The 24,926-nt window shown below is 51.0% G+C and carries 19 protein-coding genes; 5 read left to right on the top strand and 14 right to left on the bottom strand.

Annotated elements, in window-relative coordinates; genetic code table 11:
* The first annotated feature begins 50 nt into the window (after positions 1-50).
* Positions 51-857 carry an alpha/beta fold hydrolase gene (locus tag PJDR2_RS03675; RefSeq protein WP_012772709.1) on the top strand — a complete coding sequence of 269 codons (807 nt, stop codon included), beginning with the start codon at positions 51-53 and terminating at the stop codon, positions 855-857.
* Between the two features lie 17 nt (positions 858-874).
* Positions 875-1,849 (top strand): sensor domain-containing diguanylate cyclase, encoded by a 975-nt coding sequence (locus tag PJDR2_RS03670; protein WP_012772708.1) that lies wholly within the window; start codon positions 875-877, stop codon positions 1,847-1,849.
* 165 nt (positions 1,850-2,014) lie between these two features.
* Here PJDR2_RS03670 and PJDR2_RS03665 read toward each other — a convergent pair whose 3' ends face one another.
* A complete protein-coding gene (locus tag PJDR2_RS03665; RefSeq protein ID WP_012772707.1) occupies positions 2,015-2,284 on the bottom strand; it encodes a hypothetical protein in 270 nt (89 codons plus the stop codon).
* Between the two features lie 162 nt (positions 2,285-2,446).
* Between PJDR2_RS03665 and PJDR2_RS03660 the strand changes: the two genes are divergently transcribed.
* A complete protein-coding gene (locus PJDR2_RS03660; RefSeq protein WP_012772706.1) occupies positions 2,447-3,652 on the top strand; it encodes an MFS transporter in 1,206 nt (401 codons plus the stop codon).
* A 65-nt stretch (positions 3,653-3,717) separates the two neighbouring features.
* Here PJDR2_RS03660 and PJDR2_RS03655 read toward each other — a convergent pair whose 3' ends face one another.
* The 6 genes from PJDR2_RS03655 to PJDR2_RS03630 form a co-directional block, all read right to left on the bottom strand.
* A complete protein-coding gene (locus PJDR2_RS03655; protein ID WP_012772705.1) occupies positions 3,718-4,917 on the bottom strand; it encodes a glycosyltransferase family 4 protein in 1,200 nt (399 codons plus the stop codon).
* Positions 4,907-5,905 (bottom strand): lysylphosphatidylglycerol synthase domain-containing protein, encoded by a 999-nt coding sequence (locus PJDR2_RS03650; RefSeq protein WP_265525154.1) that lies wholly within the window; start codon positions 5,903-5,905, stop codon positions 4,907-4,909. The genes PJDR2_RS03655 and PJDR2_RS03650 overlap by 11 nt, the downstream gene beginning before the upstream one ends.
* A gap of 117 nt (positions 5,906-6,022) precedes the next feature.
* Positions 6,023-6,472: a GNAT family N-acetyltransferase gene (locus PJDR2_RS03645; RefSeq protein ID WP_012772703.1), complete on the bottom strand. Its 450-nt coding sequence runs from the start codon at positions 6,470-6,472 to the stop codon at positions 6,023-6,025.
* A 125-nt stretch (positions 6,473-6,597) separates the two neighbouring features.
* Positions 6,598-7,368 carry an ABC transporter permease gene (locus PJDR2_RS03640; RefSeq protein ID WP_012772702.1) on the bottom strand — a complete coding sequence of 257 codons (771 nt, stop codon included), beginning with the start codon at positions 7,366-7,368 and terminating at the stop codon, positions 6,598-6,600.
* Positions 7,361-8,341: an ABC transporter ATP-binding protein gene (locus PJDR2_RS03635; RefSeq protein ID WP_012772701.1), complete on the bottom strand. Its 981-nt coding sequence runs from the start codon at positions 8,339-8,341 to the stop codon at positions 7,361-7,363. Before PJDR2_RS03635 ends, PJDR2_RS03640 begins: the two co-directional genes overlap by 8 nt.
* A gap of 27 nt (positions 8,342-8,368) precedes the next feature.
* On the bottom strand, positions 8,369-8,971 hold the full coding sequence (locus PJDR2_RS03630; RefSeq protein ID WP_012772700.1) for a TetR/AcrR family transcriptional regulator: 603 nt from the start codon (positions 8,969-8,971) through the stop codon (positions 8,369-8,371).
* 502 nt (positions 8,972-9,473) lie between these two features.
* On the opposite strand from PJDR2_RS03630, the gene PJDR2_RS31705 reads away from it, so the two are divergent.
* Positions 9,474-16,460, top strand: a complete 6,987-nt coding sequence (locus tag PJDR2_RS31705) for an Ig-like domain-containing protein (RefSeq protein WP_012772699.1) — start codon at positions 9,474-9,476, stop codon at positions 16,458-16,460.
* A 92-nt stretch (positions 16,461-16,552) separates the two neighbouring features.
* Positions 16,553-17,170 carry a DUF975 family protein gene (locus PJDR2_RS03620; protein WP_012772698.1) on the top strand — a complete coding sequence of 206 codons (618 nt, stop codon included), beginning with the start codon at positions 16,553-16,555 and terminating at the stop codon, positions 17,168-17,170.
* 245 nt (positions 17,171-17,415) lie between these two features.
* On the opposite strand, the gene PJDR2_RS03615 is transcribed toward PJDR2_RS03620, so the two are convergent.
* The 7 genes from PJDR2_RS03615 to PJDR2_RS03585 form a co-directional block, all read right to left on the bottom strand.
* Positions 17,416-18,453, bottom strand: coding sequence for an ABC transporter substrate-binding protein (locus PJDR2_RS03615; RefSeq protein ID WP_012772697.1), 1,038 nt, complete (start codon positions 18,451-18,453; stop codon positions 17,416-17,418).
* Positions 18,454-18,553: 100 nt separating this feature from the next.
* Entirely contained in the window at positions 18,554-19,390 is an 837-nt protein-coding gene (locus tag PJDR2_RS03610) for a helix-turn-helix domain-containing protein (RefSeq protein WP_041613278.1), read from the bottom strand.
* Positions 19,391-19,474: 84 nt separating this feature from the next.
* Positions 19,475-20,509: a FecCD family ABC transporter permease gene (locus PJDR2_RS03605; RefSeq protein WP_012772695.1), complete on the bottom strand. Its 1,035-nt coding sequence runs from the start codon at positions 20,507-20,509 to the stop codon at positions 19,475-19,477.
* Positions 20,510-20,512: 3 nt separating this feature from the next.
* Entirely contained in the window at positions 20,513-21,589 is a 1,077-nt protein-coding gene (locus tag PJDR2_RS03600) for a FecCD family ABC transporter permease (protein ID WP_012772694.1), read from the bottom strand.
* 154 nt (positions 21,590-21,743) lie between these two features.
* Entirely contained in the window at positions 21,744-22,751 is a 1,008-nt protein-coding gene (locus PJDR2_RS03595) for an iron-hydroxamate ABC transporter substrate-binding protein (protein WP_012772693.1), read from the bottom strand.
* Positions 22,752-22,984: 233 nt separating this feature from the next.
* Positions 22,985-23,857, bottom strand: coding sequence for a carbohydrate ABC transporter permease (locus tag PJDR2_RS03590; RefSeq protein WP_012772692.1), 873 nt, complete (start codon positions 23,855-23,857; stop codon positions 22,985-22,987).
* 18 nt (positions 23,858-23,875) lie between these two features.
* Positions 23,876-24,823 (bottom strand): ABC transporter permease, encoded by a 948-nt coding sequence (locus PJDR2_RS03585; RefSeq protein WP_012772691.1) that lies wholly within the window; start codon positions 24,821-24,823, stop codon positions 23,876-23,878.
* Positions 24,824-24,926 lie beyond the last annotated feature (103 nt).

Genomic DNA, 24,926 nt, shown 5'->3' with positions numbered 1-24,926 from the left:
CCGATATAATGTTCATAGTGTTACACTTCTCTCAAGAGGGGAGACCGTCTATGAATACGGATATTCTCACGCGCAATAACGTAAAAGTGTTTGGCCACGGCAAACAGGCTATCGTATTCGCCCACGGCTTTGGCTGTGACCAGAATATGTGGCGGCATATGGTTCCCCTTTTCGAACAGGACTACCGGATTGTTCTATTCGATTACGTCGGCTCCGGAGCATCCCAAATCAACGATTACAGCTCAGACAAATATAACAGCTTAAGCGGCTATGCCGAAGATGTGCTTGATGTGATGGATACGCTTCATTTGGAGGATGCCATATTCGTTGGTCACTCCGTGAGCGGCATGATTGGCATGCTTGCTTCGATTCGGGAAAAGAAATATTTTCAGAGGATTGTTATGCTTGGCGCTTCCCCGCGGTACGTCAACGATCTCCCAAGCTATTATGGGGGCTTTGACCGCAACGAGATTGACGAACTGCTGCAGATGATGCAGATGAATTTTATCGGCTGGGCAAGTTACCTCGCCCCTATCGTCATGCAGAATCAGGAGCGTCAGGAGCTGTCCGGCGAGCTGGAGCAAAGCTTCTGCTCCAGAGATCCGCATATCGCCAGGCAGTTCGCGGAGGTGACCTTCTTGTCCGACTGCCGGTCTGAGCTGTCCTCCGCATCAATCCCGACGCTTATTTTGCAATGCGCGGATGACAGCATCTCGCCTCCGGAGGTTGGCGAATTCATGCATGCGCAGCTGAAGAACAGTACGTTAAGGCATATGAAAGCAACCGGACATTATCCGCATCTCAGTCATCCGGAAGAGACAACGCAGTATATTAAGGAATATTTGGCGATTTCCTGAAGAAAGGCAGTATTTGAATGGATACCCTGTTAAATGAAGCTCCTTGCGGATATTTCTCGATAACCGACAAGGGACTAATTCAATCGGTCAATCAGACACTGTTAACGATGCTGGGTTATGACCGCGAGGAATTACTGGAACGGCATATCGAGTCCACGATGTCGGTGGCGAATAAAATGTTTTTTCATACGTATTTCTATCCCTATATCCGGCTTTACGGCCAAGTGGATGAGATGTATTTCTCGTTCCGGACGAAGGACGGCAAGGATCTTCCCGTTCTCTTGAACGGCATCAGGAGGAACCGGGACGGCAAAGCCGTGATCGACTGCGTCGCATTGGAGATGCGGAAACGGATTGAGCATGAGAAGGATATTATGAAGACCAAGCAGCAGCTTGAGGTCTTGTATCAGCAGACGAATGAAGCCAATCATAGGCTGGAGCTGCTGCATGCCCAATACGAGAAAAAGCAGCAGGAGCTGCTTGATCTTAACGAGAAGCTTGAGGCTCTCGCCTCGACGGATCCGTTAACCGGCCTGAAGAACCGGCGGTATTTCCAAGAGCAGCTGCAGAAATATACGGAGCTGTCCGAACAGACGGAGGCCGCTCTCTCGCTTTGTATCGTTGATATCGACCGCTTCAAAAGCATTAACGATACGTACGGTCACCCTGTCGGCGACCTTGTCCTCACCCGGCTGGCCCAGCTGCTGCAGGAGCAGTCACCGGACGGGGCCGTTGTCGCCCGCTTCGGCGGAGAAGAGTTTGTCATACTGCTTCCGGAACTGGATCAGGAGCAGGCACTCGTTGCAGCGGAGCGGTACCGTGCAGCCACGGAGACAACTCCGCTTGGCGATCTGCGTATCACCATCAGTATTGGCACAGCAACCTTTGCTGCCGCGGAAACCGAGCTATCCCTGCTCCAGCAGGCCGACCAAGCGCTCTACCATTCGAAAAACAACGGGCGTAACCGGGTTACGCATTACCGTGGACCATAATAAAGGCAGTCCGTACCGCCGGTATGGACTGCCTTTATTCGCTTTCTCTTTTGCTAGCCCTTATATGGGCCATCCTTAGCGATGCGCGGCATCGTTAAGGCGATTAACCAGCCACTTTTTCACGGCCTTAACGATACGCCGTATCGTTAAGCAGTACCCAGGCCATCAACGATGGCCTGGCCCCTCCTTAACCCCATTAATTTTAAAGAATAAGCCATATAGGAACAAAACCGCAAAGAGCAAAGCGGCGGAAATAAGGAGGATATAAGCTACCCGGTACTTAACAAATTCTCCGCGAAAAACAATAAGCTCCACGCACGCAATCATACTTAGACCAATATTTTCTCTATTGTACTTCGTTAATTTATAACGGAATATTCGATAGGTAAGCAAAATAAAGATAAAGCCCAGAATAACACTTCCGAAATAGATCACGCCAGCAACCTCCCTATAGTTACGCAGCTTCCAGTTATAACCAAATAATACCATGCTACAAAAACTTAATCTACCCGCCGCCATCTTCCACTTTACATTAAGAAATTTACGAGTAAGATTGTTAAGACAGTCAAATCTTCATGCTCGAAAGGAACCGTCATCATGTCATCTACTCATACGCTTCAATCCCCGGCAGCACCGGCGGACAAAGCATCGCTTTCCAAGGGGCTGCTGCTTCTGATGGCTTTTACCGCCGGTATGACCGTTGCGAATTTGTATTACAACCAGCCTCTCCTGGCGGATATCGGCCGATCCTTTGGCGTTGCCCCCGCTAAGGTTGGTTTTGTCTCCACCTGCACCCAGATCGGCTACGCTTTGGGCATGTTCCTGTTTGTGCCGCTCGGTGACATCAAGGAACGAAAGGGACTTATTACCGTTCTGCTCTCGCTGGTCTGTCTTTCCCTGATTGGCGTAGCCACCGCGCAAAATCTCGCATGGATGTTTATCGCAAGCTTTGCCGTTGGCCTGACAACCGTCGTGCCGCAAATCCTCATCCCGCTTGCCGCAACATTGGCAGCACCCGGCGAACAGGGTAAAGCCGTCGGCACCGTAACAAGCGGTCTGCTGCTGGGCATCCTGCTTACTCGGACCGTGTCAGGCCTAATCGGCGGAACCTGGGGCTGGCGATTTATGTACGCCGTAGCGGCGGCAGCCATGCTGGCTCTGCTGCTTCTGCTCCGATTCAAGCTTCCCGTAGCCCGCGCAACCGCCGAGCTTCGCTATAGCGAGCTGCTGCTTTCCATGGGCAGGCTCGTGAAAAAGTATTCGACGCTGCGGGAATCCGCTTTGATTGGTGCCGCCAACTTTGCCGCCTTCAGTATTTTCTGGACGGCATTATCCTTTTACGTCGAAGGCGAGCCTTACCATTACAGCAGCCAGATCGCCGGCCTGTTTGGCCTAATCGGAGCGGCCGGAGCATTAGGAGCTCCCTTCGTAGGCAGACTTGCCGACCGAATCCCGACCAAGTGGATGATTGGCGCATTAATCGCGCTTAATATCATCGCGTACCTGTTCTTCGGGCTGCTCGGCGGCATGTTATGGTCACTTATTGCAGGCGTTATTTTGCTTGATCTAGGCGTGCAAGGCACTCAGGTTGCCAACCAGACCCGCATCTATGCCCTGGAGCCTCCGGCGCGCAGCCGTCTGAATACCGTTCAGATGGTAACCACCTTCCTTGGCGGAGCGATTGGGTCGTCCGTAGGCAGCTTCGCCTGGCATGAATGGGGCTGGAGCGGCGTCTCGTTCGCTGGCGGGATTGTAGGTCTGCTTAGTTTTTCCGTATGGCTGATCCACCGTTTGAAAAAGTAAAGCATGCGAAAAACGCTGTAAAGCCGGTCCACCGCCAGCTTTACAGCGTTTTTTCCTTCTTATGACTACATTCGCTCCACCGCTCTTTTCCGCAAACGTTTATAGCCTGCGGCAACCGGGCTGGAGCAGACGCGCACCGCATATTGATCAAACACCTCTGCAAGCACGTCATGCTGGAATTGCAGCTTTGCGCGTTTATAGCCTTCGCGGACCAGTCTTTCGCGCAGCGGCGTATCGCTTGCCAGCCTGACTACTGCATCCGTAATCGCCATTACCGACTCTGGTTCCACCAGAAGACCCGTCTCCCCATCCAGCACCGCTTCCGAAGCTCCGCCGGAACGCCCGGCAATAACCGGCACGCGGGCGGAAGCCGCCTCCAAATAGACAATGCCGAACCCTTCGGCGTCGCCTTTTTCAAGCTGCCGGCTTACCATAATGAACTGATTGGCTAAATTATAGTAATCATTTAAACGCTCCGTGCCGCTTACTCCCCCCACGAACCGGACCTTGCCTGCCACGCCAACCGTTCCGGCAAGCTGCTCCAGTCTTTCACGCTCCGGCCCGTCTCCTACAATGACATAGACGGCGCCCGGAATATGGCGCAGAATCGCAGGCATTGCTTCGATCACCTTGTCATGGCCTTTGCGGGTAACAAGCCTCCCTACCGACAGCAGCACATACTTCCCTTCCAACCCATGCTCCCGCCGTAACTCCTCGTCAGCCGCCTTTGGCTCGAACAAGCTTTCAACGCCGGGATGAACAATCCCGATTCTACCGGGCTCCACCCCGTATTCCTCGACCAGATGACGAGTGAACTCGCTGTTGACCAGCACACCGTCCGCCTTGCGCAGAATCAGCTTTACAATCTGATTAAGTCCGATATAACGTCGGAACATCAGCATATCCATGCCATGGGCCGAGATGATATACCGACGTCCGCCAAACACGCGGAATAACAACCCGATAAAGCCGATTAACACATACCCGTATACCGTGACATCCGGTTCTTCGCTGCGCAGCGTTTTTTTGACCTGACGGAACAAACGTCCCCAACTGAACGCATCGGCACGCTCCCCCCGCATAAACGCCCCTCTTATGGTTCGGTAAGGCTGACCCTCGTCAAAGGAAGCACAACCCGGATATGCCGGTGCAATTACGGTCATCTCGTGCTTTGTATGTTTGGACAGATTGTAATAGTAGTTCTGCATACCTCCGACACCCGGCGGAAAAACCCCCGCGACCAGCACGATCTTCCTACGTTTCATATACCTTCTCCCCTCGCGTCAGATAGCATACAGCCCGAATAACCGCCCAGAAGAGCACCTCCGCCATAATATTCCACAGCCGGGCAATAACCGAAATCTGGAGCGCCGTCTCCGTCCCAAGCTTCATGGACAGGAAATAGACCAGGAAGCCTTCCCTTACGCCAAGCCCGCCAGGCAGCGGACTTACAAGCCCGATAAGCCAGGATGTCGCGAACGTTCCGGCAGCATAGAACAAACCTATCTTCCCTTTATCAAAGCTGTTGGTTAATAGCCAAAAAGCGATCCCCATGACAAAGTGGCTGGCCAGAAAGCATGCCAAATAAGCAAAAAACTGATTCCGCGTCAGGCTGACCTCCGAGCCTGCCATCTGCGCGCCGCCAAACGACTTGGTTATTTTACCGATCATCTTCTGCAGGAATTTCCACCTTGAGGCGCGGACGAACAAGCCTTTTACCGCTACCGTCAGCGGGTTGTAGAACAAATAAATTAACGCAAACACGATAACCAGCAAGAGCCCCACCCAGACCGGAACAATATGCAGGCTGACAATCAGCATCATGGCGTAGACCAGCGCCGCCGCAACAAGCAGAATATTCTCGTACACAATGGCGGCAAATTGGGCATCCAGCGGTACCCCGGCTTTGGTCGCCATCACAATTCGTCCGGCAACGTTCCAGAAGCCTCCGGGAATGTACTTGCCGAACTGGGTTTCAATAAAAATACGGAGACCGCCTAGCATCGGAAGTCTCCCCCTGCCGCTGAAGCGGCCGGTATCGGATAAGGAGGCATTGACGATTAACACCCAAATACCGGCTTGAAGCATCAGAAAGATCGAAAATAAGAGCAAGGACAAGTAAAACCTATCGTTCGCATGCACGAGGAAAGACGTAAGGTCCCCCAGCTTGAGCGGGATGTTGCGAACGATAAATACGACGATGATGGCCAAGACAGCGACCTTGAGCACCGTTGGCGCCAGCTTGCGGTACATCGGCAACCATCAACACCTCCTGACTATAGTTAAGCCATCTTCTCATTATAGGAATGTTCTGTTATCCGTGATTTATCTAGAATGCCGAATTTGGTAAAATCTAATACCTTTTGCCGTTTAACCCAATTCCCGAAGCTGCTTCTTGAAGCCCTGATTATCGCTGGAGTAGCCCAGCGCGCGGTAGAACTGATGAGCCTTCTCACGGTAACCGCTGGATACAAAGATAATGTAGCTGCATACGCGTTCCTCTGCGAATTGCTCAAGCCTCTTCATCAGCATTTTTCCAACGCCTTGTCCTCTGTAATCAGGATTAACCACCACATTCTCCACGACCAGAAATGGATGGCAGCTCCCGACGAGATCATAACATTCTATACCCATTGCGGTTCCAATCACCTTATCGCCGTCACAAGCCACTGCCAGAAAATAGCGCGGATCCTCCGTCACTTTTGCCAGCTGTCTGCCCATCGCTTCTATATTAGAAGGAACCTCCATCAGCACCTCGAACAGCTTGGCCAAATCCTGAAGATCCCGTAGTTCCGCTTCCCGTATTTCAATCGTTGTCATATCCAACACATCCTCCAGTCTTTCATTCCCATAGATTATTGTATCATTGCGTTGGACCAAGGCCAAAAGCCGAACAACAAAAAAACCGCCGCCTTGGAGGCCAGCGGTCATTGCTATCTGAGGAGTTAATCGGCTGCTCGCCAGTTGATCATTCTCGAAATGAAGGCAAACGATACGATAATGAAACCAATCAGGACGAACATATCCACGGTCACTTCATGCGTCCAGCCTTTGGTCAGCATCTCCCGGAGCGCGGAGGCGGAATAGGTCGTCGGAAAAATAACCCCGATATATCTCAGGACCGGCGGCAGCTGGCTGGCTTCCATCATAACGGGCGACAGGAATCCGACAAACATCATCAACCCCTGCACAAGCATATTCGTCATCTGGTGGTCTGGGGACCAGAATCCGATTCCCGCCCCAATGCCGACCATGCTTAATACGGCCAGCAGGAAGATCGGAATAAGCCCCCACTCGTAATGCAGCCTGATTCCGTAAGCAAACTGCCCGATAAACGCCATGATGATAACCGAAGGCATTGCCGTCATCAGTCCGCGCACCAGCTGAGTGACGACAAAGACTGCTTTTGAGATTGGAAGTGAAGAGTAGAAGGTAAAGTACCCCGCATGCTTCTGCCAGGAGATCTCCTGTCCCAGCGCGTTAAAGCCCATCATAATAATGGCAAATACGATATTGCCGACGATGACATTCACCATGATCTGTCCGGAGGAGATCCCGTACATAAACTTCATGAACAACAGCGTGGTAAGAGGAAAGATCGTCGCCATAATAAAGATCCATATCCATTGCTCCCGTACGATGGCAACCTGGATTCGCAACAGGATATACAGCTCGGTCCACATTCGTCCTTTGACAAAAGCAAGCGCATTAGCCAATGAAGCTCCCCACCTTTTCCTCCTTGATAACATACCCCGCAGCTTTCTCCTTCTGACTGTCAATGTAGAGATAAACGTCCTCCAGATTGGGAGGAAGCATCGCGTATTCATCAATAGGCAGGTCATTCGAATGAACCATCCAGTCCAGCATCGTACCCGCCCGGTTCTTATCGATTAGAAGCCGCAGCCGGTTCTCGCCAGTCTGCTGGATGTTTCCCCACTCCTCCAGCCGTTTCATCAGATTGCCCGCTTCGCCTTCCACCGCCGTCAGCTCCAGCTTCAGCCTGCCGTCCACCCGCTGTTTCAGATGAGGAACGCTATCGATCTCCAGAAGTCTTCCGTAGTTGATAAAAGCAACACGGTCTACCACCCTCTCCGCTTCCAGCACGTTATGGGTGACGAGAAGAATGGTAGCTCCTTGGCGGTTCCGCTCCACGATAATATCCCATACCAGCCGCCGGTTCAGAGGATCAAGCTCGTTCGTCGGCTCATCCAGCACAAGCACGCGGGAATCGCCGATAATGGTTGTTCCGATTCCGACCATCCGTTTCTGCCCGCCGGACAGCTTCTTGAGCGGCTTGCCCGCAAACTCCGCCATGCCGAATCGCTCCAGCAGCTCCATCGTCTGCTTCTCGGCTTCCTTCTTGGGCATCCCGCGAAGAACGCCTGTGTAGAGCAGAGCCTCTTTCGCTGTCAATGCACCAAGAGCATGCGGCTCCTGCGCGTAATAGCCGAATTCCGAGGCCACCTTCTTCGCCTGCTTGAGTACATTAATGCCTGCGTACCGGACTTCGCCGGAGGTTGGTGCAAGCAAACCGACGATCTGCTTGATTAACGTGCTTTTGCCCGCGCCGTTAGGCCCAAGCAGTCCAAGAATCTCGCCTTCCCGGATGGAAAAGCTGATATCGATGTTGGCTTGCTTCTTCCCCTTCTTATACACCTTGTTGACCTGGTCAATTTCGATTAGATCCATCGGCAATCCACCTCTTGCTTCCCAAGATTATTGGTTTGTTACAGGTGCAAACAGCTGCAATCCAACCCGGCGCATCCCATCCCATACCGGTGAAGAAGGATCATCGGTGTTGACCAGTCCTACGCCTTGAATAAAGCAAAAGTACCCCCATGCGACTTCATGCGCATCATATGACTGAAGCTGTCCTGCTGCTTGGCCTTCGGCGATGACCGTCGTCAACCCCACGGTGTAGTCATTGGCGAACTGGTACATCGCTTCCGCTTCCTCCGGAAACCGTTGATGCTGACCCAGCACATATTGCACCAGACGCAGGAAGGAGGAGTTGCTGGCCGCTATCTGAATATGCGCGTCAATCATGGACTTGATCCTGTCCAGAGGCGTTCCCTCCCCTTGCATGAACGCAAGAAAAGGCTGGCGGAACCGCTCAAGCGGTTCCAGCACGGCGCATCGGAACAACTCCTCCTTGCTATTGAAATAGAGCAGAATCGTTGCGGCGCTCATTCCCAAGCTTTTAGCCAGCACAGCGAATGTTGTACCGGAGAAACCGTTTTCGGGAAAAACGGTGACGGCTGTCTGTAGAATAAGCTCCCTTTTCTCTTGTCTGGCTTGTTCATTGACCGTTCTTGCCATGCTCGATTGGCCTCCTTTTCATTAAATATATGAACGTTTATTTATATAATAAGCATCGTTCCTTAAATTGTAAATAGCCCCATTAAGAAACAAGTGACTTTTTTCAACCTACTTAACCTTTACCTCCTTGGATTTCAGGAAAAAAATTTCTTTAGACTCCTCGTTTTCTAGCTATGTAAAACATAATATTTTTTTATTTTTTAATCCTCTTATTCTTTTGTGAAATCAACTGTTTTCATATTATCCAAGACTTCAAAACCTAATATTCCCAGCCAAAAACAAGAAATTTTATCGCATCTCTTTTTTATCACCTTAATTCCAGATTAAGGAACCAAAAACCTTGTCGAAAAAATGGATATTAATAGAAAAGTTCGAGTTGACGCTGTCGCCTGCTGTCATTTATAGTTATTTAGTACTAGTTTGGTGTCGAATCTACCAGGGACTTTACTCCTAAAATTTGACACAACGAAAACAACTCTATGAACAGAAAGGAAGTGAGTCTATGTTGGCTCGATCATCGGCCTTTACAAGGATCGCTCTATTGCTTCTTGTACTAGGTGTCATGCTCGCAGTCACGCATCCAACTGCCACCAAAGCAGCAGTAAATGTGGTTGACATCAAGAGTAATGCGATGAATTTGGGTACCCCTACCCTACTTTCCGGCACTGCCGGGAAAAAGGACGCCGTCTACAAGTATACGAACGTCATCACTAGAGACGGTGTTACGATTGATGCCAAAGTTACCATCAAGGAACTAACGAGCGGGGCCTCGCTTGCAGGCAATGTTCTGGACAATCCCGGTACAGGCTTCGACAGCCGTTTTAATCCATGGATAACTACCAGCTCCGGAAGCGGTTATCTGACTTTCCACTTTGATTTTATTGACCAGGCAACCGGCGATCCGGTTTCGATCAAGAACTTCTTTGTGACGTTAATCGATATTGACGGCAGCAGCGCATCGGCTAAGGAATTTATCGAAATGTCCGGCTTCGCGAGCTATTCTGTGAATAATCCTACACAGCTTGTTATTGGTAATGGGACGAATGGCAGAACTCAGTTTGCAGGAAGAAGCTCTTCCCTGTCCGGAACGACATTCGATAACACAGCTTCTGCAATTGTCAACTATACCGCGCCTATTAGCGCGCTGGACCTTGTTATTGGTAATACCGCCACCCTAAGCCAAAGGCAGTTCTCCATCAACTTTGGGGCTGCGGGAGGAACGTTTACCAATCCGGAACAACATGACAACAGTGCCTCCCCAACCATCGACGTTACCATTGACGACGGCGGAGACGGCAAACTGACCGCAGGCCAAGATAACATTGGTTCGGTAAAAATTTCGGGCTCTACAAATGCCGGTACGGGGCAGCCCGTCACCCTTACGGTGAAGGATTCCTCGGGTACCGAACGAAATTACGCAACAACCGTCGGGTCCGACGGCAAATACTCCGTTCAGCTTGATTTCTCCGCGCTGAAGTACGGCACCATTACCGTAGCGGCCGATACGGTCAATGCACAAGGCAATCCGGTCAAGACGGCAACGGATTCGACGGACAAAGTGAATACGGCACCAGTTGCCGAAGCTGCTTCTTTCTCAGGGGATCGAGATACGGTATTCGACAAATCCCTGAGTGGCAAAGGAAGCGACATCAATGGTGATTCAATCACCTATATACTTGTTTCCGGTCCTTCGCACGGCACCCTAACCCTGAATCCAAACGGCTCGTTTACATACACGCCGGCTGCGAATTATATCGGTCCGGATAGCTTCACTTATAAAGTAAACGATGGATCTCTGAATTCTACTGCGGCTACGGTATCTCTAACGATTAATCCGGTTAATTCCGCGCCAGTAGCTTATGATTCCAGCACAAGCACTACGGAAAACACGCCGGTAGACGATACCGTCTCCTTCTCCGATGCAGACGGAGATGACCTTCTTCTGTTCGTGAAAGATGAACCCGAGCACGGTTCAGTTGACCTGGACTTCCAAGACGGTACTTACACGTACACGCCTGATGACGGCTTCATTGGGACAGACAGCTTTACGTTTACCGCTAATGATGGCGATTTGGAGTCCAATGTCGCGACGGTTACGATTAACGTAACAGCAGCTCCTAACGCTGCTCCGGTAGCACAGGATGGCAGTAACACTACCAATGAAGATGTTTCGGTTTCGGGCGCAGTAACTGCAACCGACGGAGACAATGACAACGTAATCTATACGCTGGTCACAGCACCGGTTAACGGTACGATCGTACTGAACGCAGACGGTACGTACACTTATACGCCAAATCCAAACTTTAACGGTACCGACAGCTTTACCTTTAAAGCGAATGACGGCAAAGCGGACTCTAACATCGCAACCGTCAATCTGACGATTAACGCAGTTAACGATGCACCTACCGCAAACAATTCGAGCAAAACAACGGATGAGAACCAGCCGGTAAACGGAGTGGTGACCGGACAGGATATCGAAGGCAGCACGCTGGTTTATGAGCTTGATACGGCGCCTGTTAACGGTACGGTCGTCTTAAACGGCGATGGCACCTACACGTATACTCCAAACCCGAACTATTCCGGCTCGGACAGCTTCACCTTCAAAGCTTACGATGGCCAGCTTTACTCCGCGCCTGCTACCGTAAGCATCACGATTAATGAAGTCAATGAAGCTCCCGTTGCCCAGAACGACACTCTGCAAACCGAGGAAGACACACCTCTTAACGACAGCGTTCATGCAACGGACGGCGACGATGATACGCTTCACTATTCGGTAGTCAGCCAGCCTTCCCATGGCGATCTGGATCTGGACTCGGACGGCACGTTCACCTACACGCCGGATCCTAATTACAATGGCCCGGACAGCTTTACGTTTAAAGCTAATGACGGCTCGGTAGACTCGAATACGGCATCCGTGAACATCACGGTAACACCGGTAAACGATGCTCCAACGGCCGACGCTTCCAGCAAGACAACACCTGAGGATACCGCATTAAACGACAGCGTATCCGGCCAGGATGTAGAAAACAGCACGCTGACCTATACGGTTGTTACGGAACCTGCTCATGGCGAGCTTGTACTTAATCCGAACGGCACTTATACCTATACACCGGATAAGGACTACAACGGTCCCGACAGCTTCACGTTTAAAGCCAATGACGGAGAACTCGACTCTGCTCCGGCAACCGTTACGATCACGGTTACACCGGTAAACGATGCTCCTTCCGCGGTTAACAGCGGCGTCACGACAAACGAAGATACACCGATCAACAATTCCGTGTCCGCAAACGACGTGGATAACGACACCATCACTTATACGGTTAAAACCGAACCCGAGCATGGTACGTTGGATTTGAATCCGGACGGTACTTATACGTACACGCCGGATCCAAACTTTAACGGCGAGGACAGCTTCACCTTTGAAGCGAATGACGGCCATGGCGGCAAGTCTACCGGCACCGTTACGATTACTGTCACTCCGGTAAATGACGCGCCGGTTGCGGAAGCCGGAACGGAAACAACTGCCGAAGACACACCGGTTAACGGATCGGTCACGGGAAGCGACGTGGAAGACAGTCCGCTGACTTACACGATTGTGACTCCGCCGCAGCACGGTACGGTTGATTTGAAGCCGGACGGCACTTATACGTATACGCCGGATCCTAACTTTAACGGTGAGGACAGCTTTACGTTTAAAGCAAACGACGGCACTGATGATTCAGCTCCTGCTAAAGTGGACATCACCGTTACTCCGGTAAATGATGCACCGGCTTCGGAGAACAGCACTGTCAGCACGGCAGAAGATACAGCTGTTAACGATAAAGTGAAAGCAAGCGACGTAGACGGCGATACTTTGACCTATACGCTTGTTAACGAACCGGAACACGGGACAATTATTTTCAATCCGGACGGTACCTTTACTTACACGCCGGACCGGGATTACAACGGCCCGGACAGCTTCACCTTTACGGCAAATGACGGAGAGCTGGATTCTACCGAAGCTACTGTCAGCATTACCGTAACTCCTGTAAACGACGCACCGACGGCAAATGCAGGAACCAACGCAACGCTTGAGGATAAGCCGGTAACCGGCACAGTAACCGGCAATGACGTAGACGGCACAACGCCTACCTACGTTCTTGTAACGGAGCCTGAGCACGGCATGGTTACTCTGAATCCGAACGGCACTTATACGTATACGCCGGATCCTAATTACAATGGTCCGGACAGCTTTACCTTTAAAGCAACCGACGGAACGGCCGATTCCGAGCCGGCAACTGTAGAGATTACGGTTACTGCCGTGAATGACGCACCAACGGCATCGGATGATTCCAAAGTCGTTGATTCCGGCTCCAGCGTCACTGACAGCTTCAAGGCTAATGATGTTGATGGCGATACTCTTACCTTCTCGGTTGTAACTCCGCCGGCGCATGGTAAGGTTGTTATCAACAACGATGGTACTTACACGTACACGCCAGACGCTGGTTATGGCAGCACTGACACCTTTACGTTCAAGGCTAATGACGGAGAGCTTGATTCCAATACGGCTACCATCGCTTTAACCGTTCGTCTGCTTGACGGTTGGGTTGGCGACCGTCCTGTTACGGATTCATCCGAATGGACCGTAGCGCCTAACAAACCGCTCAAAATCTCGGCTATTACAGAAGTAACCGCTACGGCAGTTACGGCAACCTTTGACTTCGACGGTCCGGATAGCGGAACGGACAATGATTCGGTTACCCTGACATTGGCTAACGGCGATACTTACCAGACAGACGGATTCAAGAAATGGGAAAACGTGCAATACCGTCTTCCTTCCGAAGTAACTAGCGGCGCTCATAAGGTAACCTTCACCTCTTCTAAGGGTAATGAAGCTTTACCGGCTGAAGCAGCTTCCAAGCTTCAAAACAATAATTTTACCGTGATCCGCACCGTGTCCGTAGACGGAACGGTTAAAGATCGCAACACCCAAGCTCCGATCGAAGGAGCAAAGGTAACCTTGTATGATCCAACTGGAACCAATAAAGTGGCTAATACAACTACGGATGCTTCCGGTTTCTACAAATTCCCGAATGTCCGTACCGAGCATTACCTGATTGTCGTAGAGAAGCAAGGCTACGCAACACGCAATCAAGTGATTAATGCTTTGCCGGGCTTGGCGGCTGAAACAACGATTCATCAAAACTTCGAGCTTGTGAAATACATCTTGAAACTTAGCGCTAACCCTAGCTCCATCGTAGGTGACGGCCATACGGTTTCGAAACTGACGGCCATTCTGACTGACATTGACGGCAAACCGCTCAAGGATGTCAACATCACCTTCTCCGCATCGCTCGGAACCTTCCTTGGCGGTTCCCCAACCGCGGTGACGGATGCAGCAGGCAAAGCAACGATAGAGTACCAATCGTCCAAGATCGAGGGTATTTTATCGCAAAGCGTTCCTGTAACGGCTACGGCTAATGACGTAGAACGCAGCATTTACGCGCAAGAGCAAATTATCATTACCTTTGAGCCTGCTTCCGTAACGGGCGTTGTAGCTACAACGGATAACGGAACGCGTACGATCGTTGCAGGCGCGGTCGTTAAAATCACGAAAGACTTTGACGGCGACGGCATTATCGATTTCGCGGCTGAAGCCATTACCGACGCAGACGGCAAGTACAGCATCGCCGTTCCGCGCGGCGACGAAAGCTACGATATCGAAGTCATCAAGACCGTTCAAGTAGGCGGCCAGACCAAAGAGGTTTCCTTCAAGCAAACCGTTGAAGTTGGCGCGGTAAGCGGAAATCCTGGCGAAGTTTTTGAATCGACGAAGACCATTACCGGTCTCCTTACGCAAAAGCTTCCAACCGGTCAAAATGACATGCTTGAAGCAGATTTCATGAACCAGGTAACCGTGAAGCTGATTGGTCCGGCACCGGATCATAAAGAATATACGGCACCTTTGAAAGATGGCGTATTCAATATTCCCGGCCTTGAGCTGAATACGGAATATCAGATTGCCATCATCTTTAAGGTTCCGGATGCCGAACACGGCGGCTTCAAAGACATTATTATTAACGCATTAGACAACAACGGCACGCTTCCGAAGATCAAGCTGGCAGCCGATGGCGAAATGAACATTCTTAACGAGCTCATTGACCCGTATGGCGACATTACCGACATCAATACCCATGCTGCCATTGACGGAGCAACCGTAAAGCTGTATTACGCAAACACGCCGCGCAATATTACAAACGGCAATACGCCTGGTACGGAAGTGAAATTGCCTGCAATCGCAGGCTTTGCTCCAAGCGACAACGCGAACCCGCAGACAAGTAAAGACGGCGGTAAATACGCGTACATGGTCTATCCGACAACCGATTACTACATCGTAGCAACGGCTCCGGGCTATGTCGTTTATACGAGTCCAACGATCCCTGTCGAGTTTGCGATTGTCCGCCACGATATTCAGATGTCCAAAGCGTCTGTTGCTCCTGCAGGCAAACCGAACGTCGTTGTTAACGTATCCGTAGACAAGGACAGACAAGAAGAAGGAACAGCAGGCAAGATTAAAGTGGAGTACCTGAACAACGGTACAAAACAAGCTACCGGCGCAACCGTAACGTTGACCCTGCCTGAGGGCACAACGGTAACCAATGCCGACGGCGGCAAGGTAGAAGGCAACAAAGTGACTTGGAACGTGGGAGATTTGAACATCGGAGACAAAGGCGTACGCAATGTAGAAGTGAAGTACCCTTCCATTAAGGAAACGGAACTTCTTGCTACGATCTCCGCGGAAGGCAAAGCCAGCCAAGAGCTGCTGAACCCTGAAGCGGCAAAAGCATCCGTGAAAGTATTGCTCTTCAAGACCGGAGACGAGACTGTGAAGCATCAACGCTACATTCTCGGCTTCCCAGACGGCAAATTCAAACCAAGCCAGAAGCTGACCCGCGCAGAGCTTGCGGCTATTATCGCACGCCTCCTGAACGGCGGCTCGACAACGCTGAAAGCCGAATTCAAGGATGTACCTTCTACCCAATGGGCAAGCGGTTATATCCGGATCGTAACGGACAGCGGTATCTTTAAAGGCTTTGCAGACGGTACCTTCCGTCCGAATCAACCTGTGACGCGCGAAGAATTGGCTACCGTTATGGTACGTTACCTGAAGCTGGAGACATCCATGCCAATTACACCGCAATTCGGAGACAGCGAAGGCCGCTGGTCCTCCTCGGCAATCGAGGCATTGTTCCGTAACGGACTGACAACGGGTTATCCCGACGGTACGTTCCAACCGGGCAAAGACATCGTACGTCTTGAAGCCGTAACGTTGATCAACCGCCTTCTGTACAGAGGCCCGCTGACTGACGTAGAACCATCCTTCCCGGATGTTGCGAAGAACAACTGGGCGTTTGGTCAAGTCGAAGAAGCAACAAGAAGCCACGAAGCTACACGCACTTCGGACGGCAACGAGCATTTCGTTAAAGCAATCGACGACAATGTGAAGTAAATCGTTAGGGCCGGCAATCCTTGAAGGACTGCCGGCCTTTTTTTACGGAATTCCTCAAAAGATAGAGACAAATAGGAGAGTGTTTTTTCACAATGAATGCATCGTACTCAGAACTTAGAGCAAGAGCGAGACAGAGCTTGGACGGCAACTGGGCCAAATCCATCTTGGTCCTGGCCATATATGTGATCGGGAGCGGTATAATTGGAAAACTTAACTTTATTCCGTTTATTGGTTACGTGGTTCAACTGCTTATAAGCGGGGCCTTTACACTTGGCTTAGTCGTCTTCTTTGTTGGTGTCGCACGTAAGGAAGGGCCGGATTTTACCGCGCTCTTTAGCGGTTTCCCTCATTTTATTAAAGCCTTTTTCGTTTACATCTTGATGTCCCTCTTCACATTATTGTGGACTCTTTTGTTCATTGTTCCAGGCATTATTGCTTTCTACCGGTATTCGCAAACTTATTATATTCTGCGTGACAACCCGGATATCGGTGCGCTTGAAGCGATCCGCCAAAGCAAGGAACTAATGAAAGGACGCAAGCTGAACTTGTTTGTGCTTCATCTTACGTTTGTCGGCTGGTTTCTCCTTTCACTTCTCACCTTTGGGGTCGGAATGTTATGGCTCTACCCCTACATCCAAGTCACGCAAGCTCATTTCTACGACGAGATTACAGGCAGAACAACGCCTCCTCCTCATCCATTATCCTTCTAACGAAACGTAAAATGCTTATTGGGCCGTAATCCGGCATTACTTGATTCTAACGAAACGTAGACACGTTATTTCCATGAATACGCCCTGCAAAGCAGCTTAAACAGGCAAATAACGATACCAGGTTTCGTTAGATCCTATCAGAGACTAGAATCGACGAAATAAGAATATGACGTTTCGTTAGCTGTCGCGAAAAAGAGGCGGTTACCTAAGCCAATGGCTTTTGGTAACCGCCTCTTGCTATCGCATTACTTCTGAAGCGCCTCAAGGACCGCTTGAACCCCGTAGCTGTTGCCGATTGGCCCGTAGCCCAATGCCAGCTCGCCGTTGATGCTGTACACATGGTTGTTAGCTACGGCCTTCAGCTTCTTCCATACCTCGCTGTTCTCCCACTGATCGGTAGCGGCAGGAAGCGTCTTGTCGCTGTAGTTGAAGTAACCGAGGAACAGATAATCCGGATCCAGGGCGCTAAGTCCTTCCAGACTAATCTTCTCTCCATCCGCCATTGCATCGGAGGTTGGAGCTTTCAGGTCCATGCCTACATAATATTGCTTCGTGTAATTGGTACCCTGCAGCCACACTTCGTTCTCGCGAACCTGTACGAATGCAACGTTACCGTCCAGACTTGCCAGCTTTTCCTTCGCAGCTGCCAGATCCGCGTTATACTTGGATACGTATTGCTCGGCCACGTCTTCTTGTCCCAGAATCTCGCCGAATTTCGTAACAAGCGCCGGCCAATTCGAGAATACGTCCGTTTGCTGCTCGTCAATAACTACCGTAGGCGCAATCTTGGTCAGCTCTGCGGCAATATCCTTATTAACCGCATTGCCTGCAATAATCAAGTCGGGTGCGTAAGCCAACAGCTTCTCCATGTTGACCTGCGTGTTCTCGCCAACGATTTGAATATCCTTCACTTTATCTACGTAAGGCTTGTATTCATCGGAGTGAAGCACGGACTGCTTCTCCGTGAATGGCAGCGCCAGACCAACCGAATCGACATTAAACAGCAGCAGCGAGTCGGCATATCCCCAATGGACAACCGCGATTTTTTTCGGCTGCTCTTTAATGGTCACCTCGCCGTTTGCATCTTTAATCGTACGCGGGAATTTAGCCGCATCAGGCGTGCCTGTTGCTTCCGGTGTACTTGTTGCCTCATTTGTCTGTCCGGCATTATTCGTCTTATTGCCAGCGTTATTGCCATTGCCGCCGTTATTGCCGCCGCAAGCGCTCAGCAGCAGCGCAAGGCCTAACGCCATTAATAGAATTGGAAACCATTTTGCTTTCATTGTTCATTCCCTTTCCCGTTCTTATAAGTAATAACAATTATCATTATCAATTAAATCCTATCATCCCCCATTGATAAAGCAAATAGAGAAATTCCCGATGTTATGATGGACGATTTCGCTTCTGATGAAGGCCGAAAAATCCCGGCGAAGATCCCTTATGCTTCTTGAACAATCGGCTGAAATAATACGCATCTTGATAGCCGACGCTTCTTGCAACGGCTGCCACGGTGAACTGTCCGGTCATAAGCAGCTCGTAAGCCCTGTTGATCCGGTATTGAATCAAATAATCAATCGGCCCGATTCCGGTATAACGCTGGAACAAGGAAGAGAAATATTTCGGCTTCAGCCCAAAACGCTCCGCCAGCTGGAACAGCGTAATCGGCTCGTCAAAATGATCATGAATATACGCGGTCGCTTCTTCAATCAGCAAATGGCTTGCTTTGTTTTGCTGCGCACGCTCGGACTGCAGCACCCGGTTAATCAGCTGGTAAAATAACGCCTTCTTCTCCAGCAGCATCATCGCATCCGGCGATGATGAAGCCTTCAGCAGCTTCTCAAGCAGCTGCAGCAGCTCCGGATTCTGCGGAGTATGAAGCATATGCGCATCCATTAACTGCCGGGCATCCTCCGTGCCTGTACGCACGGGGATATAATGAACAAGCCCATACTCAAAGCCTTGATCCCCGGTATGAATCTCGAGCCGCTTCTGCATGCCGCCGAGCATTACTTTTCCCGGCTCAAGCAGGAATCGCTCCGTTTCGTTAAAAATAAACTCGGCCTGTCCACGCAGACTTATAATAACGGCGCATTTCGTTGTTGGAGTATCCACATGGCCATCATAAATGGCGCCAGCCTCCATCTCCGTCCGGTACACCCCGTATACTTCAACCGGCTGCTTCACAAATGCCTGCGCCAATTCTTCGTGCGGATAAGCCATTTCGGGCACTTCCCCTCCCATTGTATTTGCAAAAAAAGCCGGTCAGCCCCGCTAAGGGCTAACCGGCTAATAATCGTCTACCGCTTATCCTTTTGTCCGGAACATCAAGTAGAGGAAATATGGAGCTCCAATAACCGCAACAACGATGCCTGTCGGAATCTCCGACGGCTGCAGAATCCATCTGCCAAGCGTGTCGGCTACAAGGACAAGCAGTCCTCCGGCAAGCGCCGTGGCGGGAAGCAGGATCTGATAGCGTTGCCCGACCAGCCTTCGGGCCAAATGCGGCGCGATCAACCCGACAAAGCCGATACTGCCGCTGACCGCTACGCAGGAGCTTGCCAAGCCAACGGCAGCGGCCAGAAGCCAGATCTGCTGCTTGGCAACGGCTGCTCCAAGTCCCGTAGCAAGCGGCGCGCCAAGATTAAGGACATTAATCGTTTGCGACTTGAAATAGACGAAAGGCAGCAGCACTACGATAAACGGCAGCAGTGCCGTTACGTAGCTCCAGTCCTTGCTCCAGATGCTTCCCGCTATCCATGTCGAAACGAATTGATACTGCTCCGGATTAATCCGCAAGGAGACAAGAATCGTCACCGCCGAGAAGCCCGAGCTTATCGCTACGCCGTTCAGCACAAGCCGGTTCGAGGACAGTCCCTTATGCTTGCGGTAAGAGATAATAAAGACCAGCAATGCGGCAACGCCGCCTCCCAGCCATGCGAGAATCGGCAGCAAATACGCCGGCGCTGATGTCGGGGAAGAATAAAACGCTACATAAAGCAGAATAACCATGCCCGCTCCGGAGTTAATTCCGATAATGCCGGGGTCAGCCAGCGCATTTCGGGTCAGAGCCTGAAGAACGGCGCCGGATACGGCCAGCCCCATGCCGATCAGAATGGAAATGATAATACGGGGCAGCCGGAAATCAAACAGCACCAGATGCTGCTGGGCGGTTCCGAAGCCAAAGAGCGTTTTGACCACGTCTAGAGGAGACATTCGGATAACCCCGGTGTTCATGCTTATTAGAAAAGCTGCAAGAATACCGATTAACATGACGGAAATAACAAGAGTATTGCGCCGTTTTCTGCGTACTTCGGTTAAGGAAATCATCGTCCCTTTCATCGGTTACAGCTCCCTCCTTTCCTTGTTGGCAAGGTACAGGAAGAATGGAACGCCTATCAGCGCAATCATTGTGCCAATTGGCGTCTCATAAGGAGGATGGACCGTTCTGGCTGCCAAATCCGCAAGCACAACAAGCAAAGCGCCAAGCACGGCCGAGGTCGGAATGATCCATTTGTAATCCACGCCCACCAGCTTGCGGGCCACATGCGGAACAAGAAGGCCGATAAACGATACAGCCCCTGCCACCGATACAGCCGAACCCGCCAGCATAATGACGATGATAACGCCAGCCAGCTTAACAGGTCCCGTCCGCAGGCCAAGGCCCTTGGACACTTCTTCGCCTAGACTCAGCATCGTGATGGAACGAGACAGCACCATTGCTGCGATAAGCGCAACGCCTACCCAAGGAAACATAATTTTAAGCTGCTCCCAGCGGATACCGGCAACCCCTCCGGCATACCAGAAGGCGAGCTCCTGGCCAATGCGGAAGTATAGTGCAATCCCTTCGCTTAGTGCAGTTAACAAGGCCGACAACGTTACGCCCGCAAGCACCATCCGCATTGGCGTCAGCCCTCCGCGGACGGACGCCCCTAAAGCAACGACAACAACAGTGCTGACTGCCGCGCCAAGGAAAGAGAATAGAATAATGTAGGGATAGGAAAGACCCGGAAGAAAAGCAAAGCATAAAGCAAGAGCAAAGGCAGCGCCGGAGTTTAGCCCCAGCAGACCCGAATCGGCAAGCGGGTTACGCGTCATGCCCTGCATAATCGCGCCCGCAACCGCAAACGCGCTGCCCACCAGCATGCAACCCAGTACCCGCGGCAAGCGAAGCTCCTGAATAACCTGATGCTCCTTCATATCCGGATTAAAATGAAAGATTGCCTCCCATACGGTCAGGAATTTGATGTCCATAGCGCCAAAAGAAACCGATAGTCCCAGCGCCAGTACCAGCGCAACAAGACCTCCGAGAATGATAAGAATTGCGGTGATCGGCCGGGAGTACAGCCGTTCAACCGCCGGGCCTGCCGAGGCAGGTTCTGATTCCAATTGAGAGTTATGTAGCCTAGAGTTATCAGCCATATCGTCTTATCTCCGCTCCACATGAATTAATATAAGTGCTGTATAGAGGAAATTATACTCTCTTCAATAACGCAAGGCGAAACGCCGGAAATACTCGGAACGGAAAAAAAAGGGAGCAGCAGCTCCCTCTAATCCCTACTACTTTCGTATTTCATTATTTCACGAGATCTTTCAAGACATTGTCGATCATTTGGGAGCTTGCTACCGGTCCGTAGTACAACCAGCTGGACGTCCTGTCATATTCATACACATGACCGTTCTTAACAGCCGGAATGGATTGCCAGATCGGATCCTTCAACGCTTCGGAGCCGGTCGCTTTGTCGCTGTTGACCAGAATCAGATGGTCAGCGTCCAGATCGGCAAGCTTCTCAAGGGAGATTTCATTCCAGCTGCCCGTTCCGGAAGCGGAAATTTCTTTCACGACATTCGGAACTTTCAGGCCAAGGTCGTTATAAAGAACCGTGCCGCTCGAAAGTTTATCGCTAACCACAAAGAATTTGTTTCCTACAAGCCATATTGCCGCAACCGATTGGTCTGGAATGGCTGCCTGAAGCTTTGTTTTCGCATCTGCCGCTTTCGCATTGTAATCGTCAAGTACCTTTTGAGCTTGATCTTTCTTCTGCAGCACTTCACCGATTTTCAGAAGCGCTTTGCGCCAATCGTTATTCACTTCGTCGCCCAGAACAAAGGTTGGGGCAATCTTCGCGTATTGATCGTATTTGCCGCCGTCAACCGTGCTGTTAGCGCCAAGGATCAGCAGATCCGGAGTGAAGCTTGTTACCGCTTCGTAAGGAAGATCATACGCGATTGTCGGAATATCCTTCAAATCGCCTTGCAGGTATTCTTGAATACCGTTTGCTACGCTCCATTGAGCAACCGGCTTCACGCCAAGAGCGACCAGGTAATCTTCCAGGTAGGAAGCGATAATTCGTTGCGGATTAGCCGGAATCGTAACTTCGTGGCCCATGCCGTCCGTCAGTTTTTGCTCGGTTGGCGCCGCTGCCGTCTCCGTCGCCTCAGGCGATGGCGATGCGCTTTCCGTTGCCGCCGCGTTATTCGCAATACCGTTATTTTCTTTATTCCCTCCGCATGCCGCAAGTACAAGCGAAAGAGACATTACACTCAAAAGTACAATAACTAGCTTCTTTCCTTTACCGAACACAAATACGTCCCCCTATAAGCTGTTACGCTGTAATCTCGTTAATTGACTAAAGTGATGATAACAATTCTCATTATCAAAGTCAATCCTTAATTATAGGAAGAAACGCAAACACGATCCGTATTCGGTGCTCCTCTCATAAATGTTGCGTTTGTGACAAAAAACCTCTACTCGTGACTACTCGTGATGAGCGGCCGCGCTTAGAGGCTGTTTGTATTGTTGTATGGAATTTCGGTCTATTCCTTCACGGCGCCGATTACGACACCTTTTACGAAGAAGCGTTGGAGAAACGGATATACGATTAGAATCGGCAAAGCGCCAATGAAGATCTGCGAAGCGCGGAGTGTCCGCTGCGACATGTTCGCGATAGCGGTTGCGTCAAATGACGTCATGTCCGACTGCACGATAAGCGTCTGCATAAAGCTCGCGAGCGGAAGCTTGGCTGCGTCCTTCATGTAGATCAGGCCGTCAAAGTACGCATTCCAGTGGCCAACCATGGTGAACAGTCCTACGGTCGCAAGCGAAGGCAGCGAGATCGGCAGATAGATGGAGAAGAAGCTCCGAAGGTGGCCCGAGCCGTCCATAAACGCCGCTTCCTCCAGCTCTTTGGGCACCGTGCGGAAGAAGTTCAGGAGCAGAATCATATTGTAAGCCGCCACCAGCCCCGGCAGGACAAGCGCCATGAGATTATTGATCAGGTGCAGCTTCAGGATAAGGATGTAGCTTGGAATGAGACCTCCGCTGAACAGCATCGTAATGACGAAGTACCACAGGTAAATGTTTCTCGCGCGGAATACCCTGGTATCCTTGGACAATGCATAAGCCGCAATGGCGTTTACGAACAGGCCAAGCGCCGTGCCGAGCAAGGTACGCTCGATAGCTACCCACAGCGCGGTAAGAAAGTTCTTATTGTCGAACGTCTTGGCATACGCCTCGAAGGTGAAGCCCTTCGGCCAGAACGTGACCAGGCCTCCGTTCGCGGCGGCGCTGGAGCTTAAGGACACCATTAACAGATGGTACATGGGCAGCAGGCACAGAATCCCGATGACGAGCAGAATGACGTTATTAAACGCTCTGAATACGCGGTAGGGTATCGTTTTGTGATACATGGGTTCCCCTCCCCTTTCCTAGAAGATTCGGTAACCGGCGAATTTGTAGGCAATCCGGTAAGAGATCACGATCAGAACCAGACTGATGACCGACTTGAACAGACCAACCGCCGTTGCGAAGCTGAACTGGCCGCTTAACAGGCCTTCACGGTAGACAAACGTGTCGATGATGTCGCCCTGCTGGTAGATCATCGGACTGTACAGGTTGAACACCTGATCGAAGTTGGCGTTCAATACGTTGCCCATAGCCAGCGTTGCGACTACGATCAGCATTGGCAGGAGCGACGGAAGCGTAATGTGCATCGTCTGCTTCCAGCGGGTCGCTCCGTCCACCTCCGCCGCTTCGTAAAGGGCCGGATTAATCCCAGAGAGCGCAGCCAGGAAGACGATGGTGTTGAAGCCGAATTCCTTCCAGACGTCGCTTACGACGATGGTCATCCGGAACCAAGTGCCGTCCCCGAGAAAGAAGATCGGCTGAATGCCAAACGCGCTTGTCAGGAACTGATTGACGATACCGGTCTGGCCAAGCACGTCGATCAGGATGCCGGACAGCGTAACCCAGGACAGGAAGTGAGGCAGGTACACCAGCGTCTGAACGGAGCGCTTAAGTCCCATGCTGCGGACTTCGTTGAGCAGAAGCGCGAAGGCGAACGGGATGATGAGGTTCAGGACGATTTTTGAACTGGCGAACAGCAACGTATTCCCGATAATCTTCACAAAATAATCGTTGGAGAACATGTAATTGAAATGCTTGAATCCCACCCATGGCGAATGAAGGAAGCCAAGCCGGGCCTTATAATCCTGAAAGGCCATCACGACACCCGACATCGGGATGTAGGAGAAGACAAACGACAGCAGAACGGCCGGCAGCACCATGAAGTGGAGAATCCATGGCTGCTTGTAGCGTCGTCTTTTGCCGGCTTTCGGCGGTGTCGATAATTCGAGACTGTTTGTTGTATTTTCCATGGCACTCTCTCCTATCTATTTTCTAAAAATCGTTAACTGGTATAATGGAGCAAATCCTTGCTTAGCTATCGTAGCAATCAAGCGCATCGTCCCACTATAGGAC

Origin of the sequence: Paenibacillus sp. JDR-2 (assembly GCF_000023585.1) — a bacterium.
Lineage (GTDB): Bacteria > Bacillota > Bacilli > Paenibacillales > Paenibacillaceae > Pristimantibacillus.
The sequence above is the reverse complement of the archived record's forward strand: the minus strand, read 5'-3'. Positions and strand labels throughout refer to the sequence as shown.

Excerpts from the sequence above, each read along its gene's own strand:
- PJDR2_RS03590 (WP_012772692.1), bottom strand. The coding sequence starts at position 23,857 with ATGTATCACAAAACGATACCCTACCGCGTATTCAGAGCGTTTAATAAC.
- PJDR2_RS03650 (WP_265525154.1), bottom strand. The coding sequence starts at position 5,905 with ATGTACCGCAAGCTGGCGCCAACGGTGCTCAAGGTCGCTGTCTTGGCC.
- PJDR2_RS03635 (WP_012772701.1), bottom strand. The coding sequence starts at position 8,341 with ATGGATCTAATCGAAATTGACCAGGTCAACAAGGTGTATAAGAAGGGG.
- PJDR2_RS03610 (WP_041613278.1), bottom strand. The coding sequence starts at position 19,390 with ATGGCTTATCCGCACGAAGAATTGGCGCAGGCATTTGTGAAGCAGCCG.
- PJDR2_RS03600 (WP_012772694.1), bottom strand. The coding sequence starts at position 21,589 with ATGGCTGATAACTCTAGGCTACATAACTCTCAATTGGAATCAGAACCT.
- PJDR2_RS31705 (WP_012772699.1), top strand. The coding sequence starts at position 9,474 with ATGTTGGCTCGATCATCGGCCTTTACAAGGATCGCTCTATTGCTTCTT.
- PJDR2_RS03645 (WP_012772703.1), bottom strand. The coding sequence starts at position 6,472 with ATGACAACGATTGAAATACGGGAAGCGGAACTACGGGATCTTCAGGAT.
- PJDR2_RS03585 (WP_012772691.1), bottom strand. The coding sequence starts at position 24,823 with ATGGAAAATACAACAAACAGTCTCGAATTATCGACACCGCCGAAAGCC.
- PJDR2_RS03615 (WP_012772697.1), bottom strand. The coding sequence starts at position 18,453 with ATGAAAGCAAAATGGTTTCCAATTCTATTAATGGCGTTAGGCCTTGCG.
- PJDR2_RS03620 (WP_012772698.1), top strand. The coding sequence starts at position 16,553 with ATGAATGCATCGTACTCAGAACTTAGAGCAAGAGCGAGACAGAGCTTG.
- PJDR2_RS03655 (WP_012772705.1), bottom strand. The coding sequence starts at position 4,917 with ATGAAACGTAGGAAGATCGTGCTGGTCGCGGGGGTTTTTCCGCCGGGT.
- PJDR2_RS03675 (WP_012772709.1), top strand. The coding sequence starts at position 51 with ATGAATACGGATATTCTCACGCGCAATAACGTAAAAGTGTTTGGCCAC.
- PJDR2_RS03605 (WP_012772695.1), bottom strand. The coding sequence starts at position 20,509 with ATGAAAGGGACGATGATTTCCTTAACCGAAGTACGCAGAAAACGGCGC.
- PJDR2_RS03660 (WP_012772706.1), top strand. The coding sequence starts at position 2,447 with ATGTCATCTACTCATACGCTTCAATCCCCGGCAGCACCGGCGGACAAA.
- PJDR2_RS03630 (WP_012772700.1), bottom strand. The coding sequence starts at position 8,971 with ATGGCAAGAACGGTCAATGAACAAGCCAGACAAGAGAAAAGGGAGCTT.
- PJDR2_RS03670 (WP_012772708.1), top strand. The coding sequence starts at position 875 with ATGGATACCCTGTTAAATGAAGCTCCTTGCGGATATTTCTCGATAACC.